General features: G+C 71.2%; 13 protein-coding genes and 1 tRNA gene. 6 read left to right on the top strand and 8 right to left on the bottom strand.

Translation table 11 applies throughout. The features are described 5' to 3' along the window. Positions 1-138: 138 nt before the first annotated feature. The 4 genes from NQU54_RS41870 to NQU54_RS41855 all read right to left on the bottom strand — a co-directional run bounded on the left by NQU54_RS41870 (position 139) and on the right by NQU54_RS41855 (position 1,853). Positions 139-225, bottom strand: a tRNA-Ser gene (locus NQU54_RS41870). A gap of 91 nt (positions 226-316) precedes the next feature. Continuing rightward, on the bottom strand, positions 317-817 hold the full coding sequence (gene tadA / locus NQU54_RS41865; RefSeq protein ID WP_069861026.1) for a tRNA adenosine(34) deaminase TadA: 501 nt from the start codon (positions 815-817) through the stop codon (positions 317-319). A gap of 150 nt (positions 818-967) precedes the next feature. Continuing rightward, positions 968-1,504 (bottom strand): tRNA adenosine deaminase-associated protein, encoded by a 537-nt coding sequence (locus tag NQU54_RS41860; RefSeq protein ID WP_167459927.1) that lies wholly within the window; start codon positions 1,502-1,504, stop codon positions 968-970. A gap of 181 nt (positions 1,505-1,685) precedes the next feature. Further along, positions 1,686-1,853, bottom strand: coding sequence for a hypothetical protein (locus NQU54_RS41855; RefSeq protein WP_257635569.1), 168 nt, complete (start codon positions 1,851-1,853; stop codon positions 1,686-1,688). 182 nt (positions 1,854-2,035) lie between these two features. On the opposite strand from NQU54_RS41855, the gene upp reads away from it, so the two are divergent. Beyond that, the gene (gene upp / locus NQU54_RS41850) at positions 2,036-2,671 is read left to right on the top strand and encodes a uracil phosphoribosyltransferase (protein ID WP_020870138.1); all 636 of its coding nucleotides are present in this window, start codon (positions 2,036-2,038) and stop codon (positions 2,669-2,671) included. Between the two features lie 186 nt (positions 2,672-2,857). On the opposite strand, the gene NQU54_RS41845 is transcribed toward upp, so the two are convergent. Then, complete coding sequence (locus NQU54_RS41845) at positions 2,858-3,562, bottom strand: LytR C-terminal domain-containing protein (protein ID WP_257635568.1); 705 nt, start codon at positions 3,560-3,562, stop codon at positions 2,858-2,860. A 137-nt stretch (positions 3,563-3,699) separates the two neighbouring features. Beyond that, complete coding sequence (locus tag NQU54_RS41840) at positions 3,700-3,999, bottom strand: type II toxin-antitoxin system VapB family antitoxin (RefSeq protein WP_014061825.1); 300 nt, start codon at positions 3,997-3,999, stop codon at positions 3,700-3,702. 350 nt (positions 4,000-4,349) lie between these two features. On the opposite strand from NQU54_RS41840, the gene NQU54_RS41835 reads away from it, so the two are divergent. Further along, positions 4,350-5,966: an SDR family oxidoreductase gene (locus NQU54_RS41835; protein ID WP_257635567.1), complete on the top strand. Its 1,617-nt coding sequence runs from the start codon at positions 4,350-4,352 to the stop codon at positions 5,964-5,966. Between the two features lie 42 nt (positions 5,967-6,008). On the opposite strand, the gene NQU54_RS41830 is transcribed toward NQU54_RS41835, so the two are convergent. Then, positions 6,009-7,301, bottom strand: coding sequence for a cytochrome P450 (locus NQU54_RS41830; RefSeq protein WP_257635566.1), 1,293 nt, complete (start codon positions 7,299-7,301; stop codon positions 6,009-6,011). A 187-nt stretch (positions 7,302-7,488) separates the two neighbouring features. Here NQU54_RS41830 and NQU54_RS41825 point away from each other — a divergent pair, with 187 nt between their 5' ends. Together NQU54_RS41825 and NQU54_RS41820 are read left to right on the top strand one after the other, a co-directional pair. Further along, a complete protein-coding gene (locus NQU54_RS41825) occupies positions 7,489-7,902 on the top strand; it encodes a BlaI/MecI/CopY family transcriptional regulator (RefSeq protein WP_069861022.1) in 414 nt (137 codons plus the stop codon). 3 nt (positions 7,903-7,905) lie between these two features. Then, positions 7,906-8,853 carry a M56 family metallopeptidase gene (locus NQU54_RS41820; RefSeq protein ID WP_257635565.1) on the top strand — a complete coding sequence of 316 codons (948 nt, stop codon included), beginning with the start codon at positions 7,906-7,908 and terminating at the stop codon, positions 8,851-8,853. A gap of 137 nt (positions 8,854-8,990) precedes the next feature. On the opposite strand, the gene NQU54_RS41815 is transcribed toward NQU54_RS41820, so the two are convergent. Next, positions 8,991-9,446, bottom strand: coding sequence for a tellurite resistance TerB family protein (locus tag NQU54_RS41815; protein WP_069861020.1), 456 nt, complete (start codon positions 9,444-9,446; stop codon positions 8,991-8,993). A 314-nt stretch (positions 9,447-9,760) separates the two neighbouring features. Here NQU54_RS41815 and NQU54_RS41810 point away from each other — a divergent pair, with 314 nt between their 5' ends. Both NQU54_RS41810 and NQU54_RS41805 read left to right on the top strand, forming a co-directional pair. Further along, positions 9,761-10,933 carry an acyltransferase family protein gene (locus tag NQU54_RS41810; protein ID WP_257635564.1) on the top strand — a complete coding sequence of 391 codons (1,173 nt, stop codon included), beginning with the start codon at positions 9,761-9,763 and terminating at the stop codon, positions 10,931-10,933. 180 nt (positions 10,934-11,113) lie between these two features. Then, positions 11,114-13,489, top strand: a complete 2,376-nt coding sequence (locus NQU54_RS41805; RefSeq protein ID WP_372506347.1) for a terpene synthase family protein — start codon at positions 11,114-11,116, stop codon at positions 13,487-13,489. Positions 13,490-13,633 lie beyond the last annotated feature (144 nt).

Genomic DNA, 13,633 nt, shown 5'->3' with positions numbered 1-13,633 from the left:
GCCTCCGCAGCAGGACCCGAACCAGCAGCAGCCGCCACCGTCGGGCCCCTGACGGGAGGAACGTCCCCGGGCGACCACACACCCGCAACACAACACGTAGGGCCCGGCTCTGATGAGCCGGGCCCTACGTTCTTCGAGCGGTAGCGGTGGGATTTGAACCCACGGAGGAGTTGCCCCCTCACGCGCTTTCGAGGCGCGCTCCTTCGGCCGCTCGGACACGCTACCGAGGGAGAGCCTAGCGGACGGGCGGCCGGTAACCGAAATCGGTTCCGGGACGGGGCCGGGACAGGGCCGGATCGGGGCCCGGCCGAGGACGTCAGGGCTTGCGGAAGAAGTCGGTCAACGGGGCCGCGCATGCCTCCGCCAGGACGCCCGCGATGACCTCGGGGCGGTGGTTGAGGCGGCGGTCGCGGACGACGTCCCAGAGGGAGCCGACCGCGCCGGCCTTCTCGTCCACGGCGCCGTAGACCAGCCGGTCGAGACGGGACAGGACGATCGCGCCGGCGCACATCGTGCAGGGCTCCAGGGTGACCACCAGGGTGCAGCCGGTCAGCCGCCAGCCGCCGAGGCGGCGGGCGGCGGCTCGGAGGGCGAGGACCTCGGCGTGGGCCGTGGGGTCGCCGTGGGCCTCGCGCTCGTTGCGGCCGCGGCCGAGTACCGCGCCGTCCGGGCCCAGCACGACGGCGCCGACCGGCACATCTCCCGTCTCGGGTGCCCGAACCGCCTCCTCCAGCGCCAGGCGCATCGGGGAGCGCCAGGGGTCGCGCAGGGGGTCGGGGTCGGGGCCGGGCAGGAGGCCGGTCAGCGGATCGCTCATGACGTCAGTGCGGGTCGTTTCGTGCGGTTCGGATTGGTTCGGATCGGTTCAGGTCGTACCGGACGTGCCGGTCGTACGAGTCGTGCCGGTCGTACGGGTCGTGCGGATCGGTGCGGTGACGGGGTGGGCGGGGTCGGCTGGCGGCGGCGGTCAGCGCACCGCCTCCAGCCCCTCCATGCTGCAACCCAGCATCTCGGCGATCGATTCGAGGGCGTCCCCGTCGAGGGCCTTCAGCTCCTTCTCGTCCATGCCGAGGTCGGCCAGGATGTCGGCGTCGCCGAGCGGGCCGATCGGGACCGGGGCGTCGTCGGCGTCCTCGTCGTCCCGGTCCGGCTCGCCGTCCTCGGTGCCGTCCAGGTCGACCAGGCTGTCCAGATCGTCGTCGGGGTCCCGGCCCAGCAACTCGTCGGTGAGCATCGAGCCGTACGAGGTGCGGGCGGCCGCTGCCGCGTCCGATACATAGATGTGCGGGTCGTCCTCGCCGTCCACGCGGACGACGCCGAACCACGCGTCTTCGTGCTCGATGAACGCCAATACCGTGTCGTCATCCTTCGCGGCCAGACGGGCCAGTTCGATCAGATCCGTCAGGGTTTCCACGTCATCGAGCTCTGTGTCGCTCGCTTCCCACCCTTCTGCGGTGCGCGCGAGCAATGCGGCGAAGTACACCGTGACTCTCCCACTGGTCATAGGCGTGCCGGGGGCGGGCGGGACAGTGTCCCGCCCCAATCGGAATCGTGGCAGAAACCGTCGCTTCGCGAGAGGTCTTCCACGCTGCGTCGTGCACCAGTCCAAAGAGATGTGGCTCACGCGGACGGAATCGAAACGCGCGGAAACCCTCTCCGGCGGTTCGGCGGAAGCTCACCAGGGCTCACCAGGAGAACGTCCGCATGTGTATCGCACGGCGCATCCGGGCCGCGCGGGCCTGGCGGGGACGCGCCTGGTTCCGTACCGCCCTGGCCTCGTTCAGCGCGCGCAGGAAGCGTTCGCGACGGCGGCGGCGGTCCGCGGAGGTTTCCATCGCGGTCGCGTCGGCCATGGTCACATCACTCCTCGGAGCCGAGGTGATCGCCCGGCGGCAGCCCGGGCGCTTCTGCCCACTTTCCCCCGAATCGGCGGTTTGATGCCAGTACGGCGGCAGACGGTCGAGCGCGGCGGGGGCGCGCGGAAGGGGGTCACCGGCGACAGCCGGGCTCAGGGGGCTCGGTTAGTGTCATTGCCATGCGGATCCACGTCGTCGACCACCCGCTGGTGGCGCACAAACTCACCACGCTGCGCGACAAGCGCACCGACTCCCCCACCTTCCGGCGGCTCGCCGACGAGCTGGTGACCCTGCTCGCGTACGAGGCCACCCGCGATGTGCGCACCGAGCAGGTCGACATCGAAACCCCGGTGACGGCCACGACCGGGGTGCGGCTGTCCCATCCGCGCCCCATGGTCGTGCCCATCCTGCGGGCCGGTCTGGGGATGCTCGACGGCATGGTGCGGCTGCTGCCCACCGCGGAGGTCGGCTTCCTGGGCATGATCCGGGACGAGGAGACGCTCCAGGCGTCCACCTACGCCACCCGGATGCCCGAGGACCTCTCCGGACGTCAGGTGTACGTCCTGGACCCGATGCTCGCCACCGGCGGCACGCTGGTCGCCGCGATCAGGGAGCTGATATCGCGCGGCGCCGACGATGTGACCGCGCTGTGTCTGCTGGCGGCGCCCCAGGGCGTCGAGCTCATGGAGCGCGAGCTTGCGGGGGCGCCGGTGACGGTGGTCACCTCGTCCGTCGACGAGCGGCTCAACGAGCAGGGGTACATCGTGCCCGGGCTCGGCGACGCGGGTGACCGGATGTACGGGGCCGCGGGCTGAGCGCCTCTCAAGCCGCGGGCTGAGTGCCTCTCGCAGGGGGCTCTCGGTTGGTCGGCGCCCAGGTCGGCGCCGATCTGACCGGCGCCGAGCGGTCGGTGCCGGGCCGACGCCGGGCAGGCAGTGCCGGAGCGGAGCGACCCGCGCCAGGTCGGCGCCCACCCGGCTGTGGGTCAGCGGCGGCGCGGGTCAGCGGCAGGGCGTTCCGGTGGGCGTGGGCGAGGGCTTGGCCAGGGCGGTCAGCGCCTTGTCGGCGTCCTTCTGCTTGACCAGGTCCTTGAAACCGTTGCCGATGATCAGGTCGATGTCCTTGCCGTCGCGCGCGTCGTTCTTGGTCTGGGCGCCGTTGAGCTGGGTGCCGAGCACATTGAAGGCCCCGTCGCCGGCGCCGGGGGCGCCGAGCAGTATCCCGGGGGACTTGACCTTCTTGTCATACTGGGCCGGGGCGTTGCCCACTTTCCCGATCTTGAAGCCACGCTTCTCGAGCTCCTCGGCGGTGTCCTTGGCGAGGCCGGATCGCGTGGTCGCGTTGTAGACGTTCACCGTGATCTGCGAGGGCTTCGGCAGCTTCCCGCCCGTGCGGCCGCCATGACCGCCCTGGCCGCCTTGGCCGCTGTCGCCCCGGCCGGACTTCGCGTTGTTCTCGGCGGGGCCCTTGTCGCCGCGCTCGCACTCCCCGGTGCCGTTCGCCGCGCGGACCTTCTGGTCGCCGCTGTCGCCGGAGAAGACGTCGATGAGCTGAAGTGTTCCCCAGCCGACCAGGCCGAGCGCCATGACCGAGCCGAACGAGGCGAACACCAGTCGCCGGCGGCTCCGGGGTCGGCTCATCCGCGGGTAGCGATCGCCCGTAATGCGGTACTTTCCGCCCATGCCGGGAGGGGTCAGCATGCTCATGTGCGCAGCGTAGTGCGGCCAGGTGGCGATGCCTACTAAATGATCAATGGTTGGTGCTCAGACCAACCCGAAAGGGCCAACAAAGATCGGAAGTCGATCAGCGGCGATCGGTCACCGGAGGACGCGCGGGGGCGTGGTCAGCCCTCGAGCTCCAGGACGCGCGCGTGCAGCACCTGGCGCTGCTGGAGCGCGGCGCGCACCGCCCGGTGCAGCCCGTCCTCCAGATAGAGGTCGCCCTGCCATTTCACGACATGGGCGAAGAGGTCACCGTAGAACGTCGAGTCCTCCGCGAGCAGCGTCTCCAGGTCGAGCTGCTGCTTCGTCGTGACCAACTGGTCAAGACGTACCGGGCGTGGGGCGACATCCGCCCACTGGCGGGTGCTTTCCCGGCCGTGGTCGGGATAGGGCCGACCGTTTCCGATGCGCTTGAAGATCACACGGAAAGCCTACCGGGCCAGCCCCTCCCGGCGCAGCCAAGGAGCCCTAGTGCCGGGCCCGGGGCGGGCTCCGCGGCCCCCGGAAAACTGGAAAAAATGCTCGAAAAGGGCTAGGCGCTCATGGGGGGTCGGAGTAACGTAAATAACAGCCTGCGGGGCGAGCGAGGGAGCTCGACCGGAGAGACGCTCAGGACAGAGGACGTAAGTCCCCCGGAGTGTCTCCTAGATGGCCGGGCTGAGAGGCTGGAAGGTCGGGGAGACCGGAAAGCGACCTCCAACACCTGATACGGACAATGCCGCCGAAGGGAGCCCACCTCGCAGGTTTTGTCCTGCCCGCGCACCATGGCGTCATGGGTCTTCCCGAGCGTCCGCCGGAGCCGCACCGCGCATCCGAGCCGCACCGCACGCCGCAGCCGCACCACGCGCCGGAGCCGCGCCGCTGCCTCGTCACCGGGGCCACCGGCTATATCGGCGGCAGGCTGGTCCCCGAGCTGCTGGCCGCGGGGCATCAGGTGCGGTGTGTGGCCCGCTCCCCCGAGAAGCTGCGCGACCACCCCTGGGTGGCGCGGGTGGAGACCGTACGCGGCGATGTGACCGACGAGGAGTCCCTGCGCGCCGCCATGGAGGGCGTGGATGTCGCGTACTACCTGGTCCACGCGCTGGGCACCGGACCCGGTTTCGAGGAGACCGACCGCCGCGCCGCCCGGATCTTCGGCGCTCGGGCCCGCGCCGCGGGGGTGCGCCGGATCGTCTATCTCGGCGGGCTGACCCCGTACGGCGTCCCCGAGCGCGCGCTCTCGCCCCATCTGCGGTCCCGGGCCGAGGTGGGGCGGGTGCTGCTGGACTCCGGGGTGCCGACGGCCGTTCTGCGGGCCGGGGTGATCATCGGCTCGGGCTCTGCCTCGTTCGAGATGCTGCGCTATCTCACCGAGCGGCTGCCGCTGATGGTGACGCCCCGCTGGGTGCGCACCCGCACCCAGCCGATCGCCGTCCGCGATGTGCTGCGGCTGCTGGTGGGCTGCGCCATGCTGCCGGACGAGGTGCACCGGGCCTTCGACATCGGCGGCCCCGACGTGCTCACCTACGGGGCCATGATGCAGCGGTACGCGGAGGTGACCGGGCTGCGGCGGCGCCTCATCGCACAGGTGCCGGTGCTCACCCCCGGGCTGTCCAGTCTGTGGGTCGGCCTGGTCACCCCCGTGCCCGGCGCCATCGCCCGCCCGCTGGTGGAGTCGCTGCGCCATGAGGTGGTGTGTGCCGAACGGGACATCACCCGCTATGTGCCCGATCCGCCGGGCGGGCCGCTCGGCGTGGACCGCGCCCTGGAGCTGGCCCTGCGGCGGATCCGCGACGCGGATGTGGCCACCCGCTGGTCCTCCGCCGCCACCCCCGGCGCGCCCAGCGATCCGCTGCCCACCGACCCCGACTGGGCGGGCGGCAGCCTCTACCAGGACCGCCGCGAGCGCGTGGTGGACGCCTCGCGGGAGGACGTGTGGCGGGTGGTGGAGGGGATCGGTGGTGAGAACGGCTGGTATTCGCTGCCTCTCGCCTGGGCGCTGCGCGGCTGGATCGACACCCTGGTGGGCGGCGTCGGGCTGCGCCGGGGCCGCCGGGACGCGGCGCGGCTCAGAGTGGGGGACAGCCTCGACTTCTGGCGGGTGGAGGAGGTCCGGCCGCCCCGGCTGCTGCGGCTGCGGGCCGAGATGCGGCTGCCGGGCCTGGCATGGCTGGAGATGGCGGTCGACGGGGATGGGCGGGGCCGGACGGTGTACCGGCAGCGGGCGCTGTTCCATCCGCGCGGCCTGGCCGGGCATCTCTACTGGTGGTCGGTCGCGCCTTTCCACGCCCTCGTCTTCGGGGGGATGGCCAGGAACATCGCCGCCCGGGCCGAGAAGGACGAGGCCGGGACGGAAACGGGCGGGAAGGGCGCGGACGGGAGGAGTGCGCCCGGGGCCCGCGCACGGTGAACCACGCCGGGGACCCCTTCGCCCCCGTCCTGAGCCCCGCCGTCACCGCGACCCGTTCGGGGATCCGCCCGGCCGCAGCCCCTCGAAGGCGAGCGGCAGATGCCGTGGCCCGCGCAGCACCGCGTTGCGCCGGTAGGTCGGCGGGTCCTCCAGCAGCCGGGGCCCGTCCAGCCGGCGGGCCAGCTCGGTCAGTGCGATCTGCGCCTCCAGCCGGGCCAGCGGTGCGCCGAAACAGCTGTGGACGCCGCTGCCGAAGCCGAGGTGCTGGTTGTCCCTGCGCTGTGGCTCGAATCGATCGGGGTCGAGGAAGCGCTGCGGATCGCGGTTGCCCGAGGCCAGCAGCAGCCAGACGGACGCCCCCCGGGGGATGGTCACGCCCGCGATGTCGATCTCGGAGAGCGGGGTGCGCCGGGGAAGCATCTGCACCGGCGGATCGAACCGCAGCAACTCCTCCACCAGTGGGACGACCAGATGGGGATCGTTGCGCAGCCGCGCGAGCACCTCGGGGTTGCGCAGCAGGGTCAGCATGCCGTTGGTGATCAGGTTGACGGTGGTCTCATGGCCCGCCACCAGCAGCAGCGCCGCGGTGCTCAGCAGCTCCACACGGCTCATCCGCCCCTCCGGGCCCTCCCAGCCGACCAGGGCCGAGAGCATGTCGTCGCCGGGTGCGCGGCGGCGCTCCTCGATCAGCTCGGACAGATACACCGCCAGTTCCGTACGGGCCTGCCGGCTGACCCGCCGCCGCTCGGCGGCGTCCTCGTCCGCGTCCGGGTCGGGGTCCAGTCCGGCGGCGACGGTGTCGGCCCAGGCGTGGAAGCGCGGCTCGTCCTCCTGCGGTACCCCGAGCAGCCGGCAGATCACGGTCACCGGGAAGGGGTGGGAGAAGTGGTCGACGAGATCGATCCGGTCCCGGCCCTCGAAGCCGTCGATCAGCTCGCCGACGATACGCGTGAGCTCACCGCGCATGGTGTGGAGCCGGCGCGGGGTGTTCGGCGGGCCGAAGGGCGCCATGGCGAGGGAGCGCAGCCGGTCGTGTTCGGGCGGGTCCAGCCTCAGAAAGCTGGGCGGCAGCCCCGGCTCGTCCTCCTCGTCGTCCTCCTCGTCGTCCTTCTCGATCAGCTCCGGGGCGGCCCGGGGGTCCAGGTTGCGGGCGTCGGAGCTGAGCCGGGGGTCGTGCAGCAGACCGTGGATCTCCCAGTAGGTGGAGACGATGTACGGGCCCTCCTCGTCGTGCGCCACGGGTGTCTTGCGCAGCTCGGCGTAGAGCGGGTACGGGTCCGCACGATGCGCGTAGTCGGTGATCTGCCGCACGAGCGAGCCTTGCGTCTGCGTCATGGCTGAGTGAGTTCCTTCGTCGGGGTCGTCCCACTGCTCAGCATCGGCGAGGCGGCCCGGGGCCGCGCGTACAGCCAGGCCAATGGGGCGAACGGACGGCCGTGGTCCGGGCGAAGGAGGCGGCCGTCCATGGCTCGCTACCATGAAGCGCCACGCGCCGGGCGCGTGCGGTGTGGAAGGAGACGGTGTGACGGACCACGACCGGACCGGCGGGCCCGGCTGGCCCCGCCGCCCCCGTCGGCGTGGCCAGGGCGAACTGGAGGCGCAGGTGCTCGTGGCGCTGCGCCGGGCGCCGGGGCCGGTGACCGCCGCATGGGTGCAGGAGCGGATCGAGGGCGAGCTCGCCTACACCACGGTCATGACCATCCTGTCCCGGCTGCACGCCAAGCAGGCCGTGACCCGTGAACGCGCGGGCCGCTCCTTCGTCTGGCGGGCCGCGTCGGACGAGGCAGGGCTCGCGGCGCTGCGGATGCGCCGGGTGCTGGACGGCCAGGACGACCGTGAGGCGGTCCTGGCCAGCTTTGTGACCGGGCTGACCCAGGACGACGAGCGGCTGCTGCGCGACCTGCTGAGCGACGTGGCGGAGGAGCCGGAGGGCTGACCGATGGGCGTCTTCGTCTTCCTCCCGCTGGTTCTGCCCTTGACGGCGCTGCCGATCGCCCGGCTCGCCGAACAGCATCTCCACCCGCGCACCGCCACCCGGCTGCTGACGCTCGTCGGCACCGTCCTCGCGGTGTGCTCCACGCTGTGCCTGGGGCTGCTGATGGTCGTCGGCACGGCGCAGCTGCCGGGCAATCCGCTGCCGGACAGCTGGTCGGACCCCGAAGTACGGGCCGCGGTGCCCTATGACGTGGTGGCCGGGAAGGCGGCGATCGGCGCGCTGGCGGCGGTGGCCGTCTCCTGTGCGGCCACCTGTCTGCGTCACTCGCGGGTGCGGCGGAACGCCTGGCTCGCGCTCGCCGGGCTGCCGGAGTCGCCGGTCGCGGTGCTGCCCGACGACAGGGCGTATGCGTACGCCCTGCCCGGGACCTCCGGGCGGACGGGGAAACCGGGCCGGATCGTCGTCTCCACCGGGATGCTGGACAGCCTCAGCACCCGCGAGCGGCGGGCCCTGATCGCGCATGAGCGGGCCCATCTGACCGCGCACCACCACCGCTATCTGCTGGGCGCGCGGCTCGCGGCGCGGGCCAACCCGCTGCTGCGGCCGCTGCGGGCCGCGGTGGACTACTGCGCCGAGCGCTGGGCGGACGAGGAGGCGGCCCGGGAGGTCGGCGACCGCCGGGTCACCGCGCGGGCGGTCGGCAAGGCCGCCCTGGTCTCGCGGAGCACACCGGGGTCGGCGCTCGCGGGGTTCGCCGCGCCGGGGCCGGTGCCGCGCAGGGTCGCGGCGCTGCTGGGGCCGGTGCCGCCGCCCCGGCACTGGCCGCCGACGTGGACGGCGGCGGGGCTGGCCCTGTGGATAGCGGCGGTGGGCACCGCCGCGTCCGCGCTGTCCTCGGCGAACGCGGCGGTCGCCCTGGTCCTCGTCCTGCACGCGGCGACCCCGCTCTAGGCCGCGCCCCTACGGTCTGCGGCTAGCGGCTTTGTGGTCTGCGGGGCGGCCTTACGGCTTGAGGGCCGCCTTACGGCTGGTGAGGCCGCCTCAGGGCTTACGGGACCGCCTTACGGTTTACGGGACCGCCTTACGGCTTACAGGTCGAACTCGGCGGGCGGGAGGTCCAGGGTGTAGCACGCCTCGCGGACCATGGCCTGCTCGCTCTTGTCGAAGTTGCCGTCGGCGCCGCCGATGACGATGCCGATCTGGACGACGGCGCGCGCCTCGGCGGGCTTCTTCTTGGCCTTGGCGACCTCCTGCATCACGCTCACCTTGCCGAACTCGAAGTCCGCGGTGAGCTTGTTGACGTAGTCGTTGAAGCGCCGCTGTAGGTCGTCGGCCGGGAAGTTCTGAAGCACCTCGTTGGTGGCGATCAGCTGGGCGACACGCTGCCGCTCGGACGGGTCGACCGAGCCGTCCGCCGCCGCCACCAGGGCACACATCGCCATGCTCGCATCGCGGAACGCACCGCTCTTCAAGTCGTTCTTCTTCGAGACGAGCTGAGTCTGCATCGTCTGGGCGGACTCCTTGATGCGGTCCCACAGGGCCATGGCCACTCACACTCCATACGGTGGTTAGGATCTACAGTTGTGTAGAAGCTAGCAGGCGGGGCCGGTCAAGGCGGGGCGGATCGGCCCCCTTTGTCACTCTGTGAACTACCCGGAGAGGTAAACAAGTTTTCAAGTCGAGGAGGTGACGGATGCGCTGGGCTGGGCGTAAACCCTTGTACGCGAGAGCTGAGCCTTTTGGGGCGAGGCTCGGCGGGCGCCACTATGGTGCATGGAATGTTCCACTCCGCAACCCTCCGCCGAAACCTGGAAAGAGGCAGGATTTCCCCCGCAGGTTCCCCGGGAGGCTGTATGTGATGAACGTCTCGTCCTTACTGCCCGCGCGGCGGGCACCGGCGTCCCCGCCCCCCGAGGCGGCACCGGCCTCGTCCCCCGCGCCGAAACAACGTGACGCGTTCTTCGACAACGCCAAGTACCTGGCGATCGTGCTGGTCGCGATGGGGCATGCGTGGGAGCCCCTGCGTGGCGGCAGCAGAGCGGCGTCCGCGCTCTATATGACCGTCTACACGTTCCATATGCCGGCGTTCATTCTCATCTCCGGGTACTTCTCGCGGAATTTCGATCTCCGGCCGGACCGGCTCAAACGACTGATCACGGGTATCGCCGTCCCGTACGTCCTCTTCGAGGTCGCGTACACCTTCTTCAAGCGGTGGGCGGACGACGATCCGTCCTATCCGATCAGTCTGCTCGACCCCTGGTACCTGACCTGGTTCCTGATCGCGCTCTTCGTCTGGCGGCTGACGACACCGCTGTGGCGGATCGTGCGGTGGCCGGTGGCGCTGGCTCTCGGTGTCGCCGCGCTCGCCGCCTGCTCACCGAACATCGGTGACGACCTCGATCTCCAGCGGGTGCTCCAGTTCCTGCCCTTCTTCGTGGTGGGGCTGCATATGCGGCCGGAGCACTTCCGGATGATCCGGCGGCGCGAGGTCAGACGGCTCTCGGTGCCCGTGGTCGCCGCCGCGCTGGTCTTCGCCTACTGGGCCGTGCCGCGGATGAACCCGGCGTGGTTCTACCGCCGGGACAGCGCGCAGGAGCTCGGTGCGCCGTGGTGGGTCGGCATGGTGATGACGTTAGCCCTCTTCGGCTGCTCCATGGTGCTCACCGTGTGCTTCCTCGCCTGGGTGCCCCGGCGCCGGATGTGGTTCACGGTGCTCGGCGCCGGGACGCTGTACGGCTATCTGCTGCACGGCTTCCTCGCCAAGGGCTCGCGCTTCTGGGACTGGTACGACCACCCGTGGCTGCACCGGCCGCTGGGGGAGATCGTGGTGACGGCGGTGGCCGTGGCCGTGGTGACCGCCCTGTGCACACCGCCCGTCCAGCGGATGTTCCGGTTCGCGATGGAGCCGCGGATGGAGTGGGCCTTCCGGCCGACCGGAAGATCCGGCGGCGGACCCTCCGAGCAGGGTGGCTTCGCCCCCGCGGTGCCCGTCGGGGCCCAGGCGGCCGGCCGCTCCCACGGTCCGGAATGAGCCGTCGGCGCGCCTCCTCCCCTTGGGGCGAGGGGGCGCGCCGGGGGTGGGAGGCGCGCACTTGTGTGACTAATGGGGCTTTCGGATAGGCCGGTGGCGGCATGGGTAGCCCGTAGCCGACCCCGGTCCGTAGCCGTCCCGCTACGGACCACCGTCGCACGGAGAGGTGCCGGCTCAGCAGTGACACAGCCCTTTCGACTCCCCGACTTCTACATGCCGTATCCGGCGCGGCTGAACCCCCATGTCCAGGAGGCACGGGAGCACTCCACCCAGTGGGCCCGCGAGATGGAAATGCTCGAGGGCTCGGGGATCTGGGAGCAGGAGGATCTCGACGCCCACGACTACGCCCTGCTGTGCGCGTACACCCACCCCGACTGCTCCGGCACGGAGCTTTCGCTGGTCACCGACTGGTATGTGTGGGTGTTCTTCTTCGACGACCACTTCCTGGAGACGTTCAAGCGCTCCCAGGACCGTGCGGCCGGAAAGGCGTATCTCGACCGGCTGCCCGCCTTCATGCCGATGGATCCGGCCGACGGGACCCCCGAGCCCACCAACCCGGTCGAAGCGGGGCTCGCGGATCTGTGGGCGAGGACAGTGCCCTCCATGTCGTCGGACTGGCGGGCCCGGTTCCGGGAGAGCACCGAGAACCTGCTCAACGAATCGCTCTGGGAGCTCTCGAACATCAACATCGACCGGGTGCCCAATCCGGTCGAGTACATCGAGATGCGCCGTAAGGTCGGCGGCGCGCCCTGGTCGGCCGGGCTGGTCGAGCATGCGGTTGGGGCCGAGGTGCCGGCGGTGATCGCCGGGTCGCGGCCGATGCGGGTGCTGCGGGACGCCTTCGCGGACGCGGTGCACCTCCGCAACGACCTGTTCTCCTATCAGCGGGAGATCGAGGAAGAGGGCGAGCTCAGCAATGGCGTCCTGGTCCTGGAGACGTTCCTGGACTGCACCACCCAGGAGGCGGCCGACTCCGTCAACGAGCTGCTGACCTCGCGGCTCCAGCAGTTCGAGGACACCGCGCTCACCGAGCTCGGCCCGCTCTTCGCCGAGCACGGGCTGGATCCGGCGGCCTGTGCGGGCGTCCTCGCCTACGTCAAGGGGCTCCAGGACTGGCAGTCGGGCGGCCATGAGTGGCATATGCGCTCCAGCCGCTATATGAACGGCGCGCACGAGGCGAGCGGGGCGCATGGTGCGGACGGGGCGCGCGGGGCTCATGGTGTGCACGAGGCCGGTGGCGCTCATGGCACAAACGGCGCGGGTGGCACCGGTCGGCGGAGCGAGCGCGCTCCATGGTCCCCCTTCGCGCTCACCGGCCTCGGAGTCTCCGCGGCCAGCCTGCCGCTGACCACCGGCCGGGCGGAGGCGGCCAGGGCGCGCAGGTTCAGCCATGTCCCGTTCCAGAGGACCGGTCCGTCGCTGCTGCCGGACTTCTCCATGCCGTTCACCCTCCGGCTCAACGCGCATCTGCCCACCGCCCGCCGCCATCTGGTCGACTGGGCACACCGGATGGGCATCCTCGAACCCCAGCCCGGCGTCCCCGGCTCGCAGGTCTGGGACGAGCGGCGGCTGCTCGCCGCCGACCTCCCGCTGTGCGCGGCGGGCATCCATCCGGACGGCTCCCCGGACGAGCTCGATGTGGCGTCGGGCTGGCTGGCCTGGGGCACCTACGCGGACGACTACTATCCGGCGGTCTTCGGCCGCACCCACGACCTGGCCGGAGCGAGGGCGTGCAACGCCAGGCTCAGGGCGTTCATGCCGCTCGACGCGGGCCCCACCCCGGTCCCGGCGAACGCGCTGGAGCGCTCGCTGGCCGATCTGTGGGGCCGTACGGCGGGCCCGATGGAGGTCGCGGCGCGCCGCGACCTCCGCCAGGCCATCGAGGACATGACCGCCAGCTGGCTGTGGGAGCTGGCCAACCAGACGAAGCACCGGATTCCCGACCCGGTCGACTACATCGAGATGCGCAGGCACACCTTCGGCTCCGACCTCACCATGAGCCTGTGCCGACTGGCGCACGGACGGCGGGTGCCGTCCGAGATCTACCGCAGCGGCCCGGTCCAGTCGCTGGAGAGCGCCGCCGCGAACTACGCGACGCTGCTGAACGATGTCTTCTCCTACCAGAAGGAGATCGAGTTCGAGGGCGAGGTCCACAACGGCGTCCTCGTCGTCCAGAACTTCTTCGACTGCGACTATCCGACCGGGGTCGCCATCGTGAACGACCTGATGACCTCCCGGATGCGGCAGTTCCAGCATGTCGCCGAGCATGAGCTCCCCGTGCTGTACGACGACTTCGGCCTGGGGCCGGAGGCCAGGAGGGCGATGGATGGCTATGTGGAGGAGCTGAGCAACTGGATGACCGGGATCTTGAACTGGCACCGGGAGGTCCCGCGCTACCGGGAGGAGGAGCTGCTCCGCGTCCACCGGCGGCCGGTGGCGGTCGGGGCCGGTGCGGGGGCGCGGGCGGTGGCCCCGTGGCACGGGCCCACCGGGCTCGGCACCTCGGCCGCGCGGGTTCCGGCGCCCGTGGGAGCAGGTCTGTCAGCGCGTCCGTAAGGACCGCAAGCACGTCCCTAAGGACCTCGATCGGCCGCCTCGCCTTGTCCGCCGGGACAGGTCGAGGCGGCCGGTGCCGGCTTTCGGCCCGACGCTCTTCCCTCACCCCGCCGCTTCCCGAACGATGGGTTCCGCCCCTGGGCC

This window comes from Streptomyces malaysiensis subsp. samsunensis, assembly GCF_024519315.1.
GTDB classification, from domain to species: domain Bacteria; phylum Actinomycetota; class Actinomycetes; order Streptomycetales; family Streptomycetaceae; genus Streptomyces; species Streptomyces malaysiensis.
The sequence above is the reverse complement of the archived record's forward strand: the minus strand, read 5'-3'. Positions and strand labels throughout refer to the sequence as shown.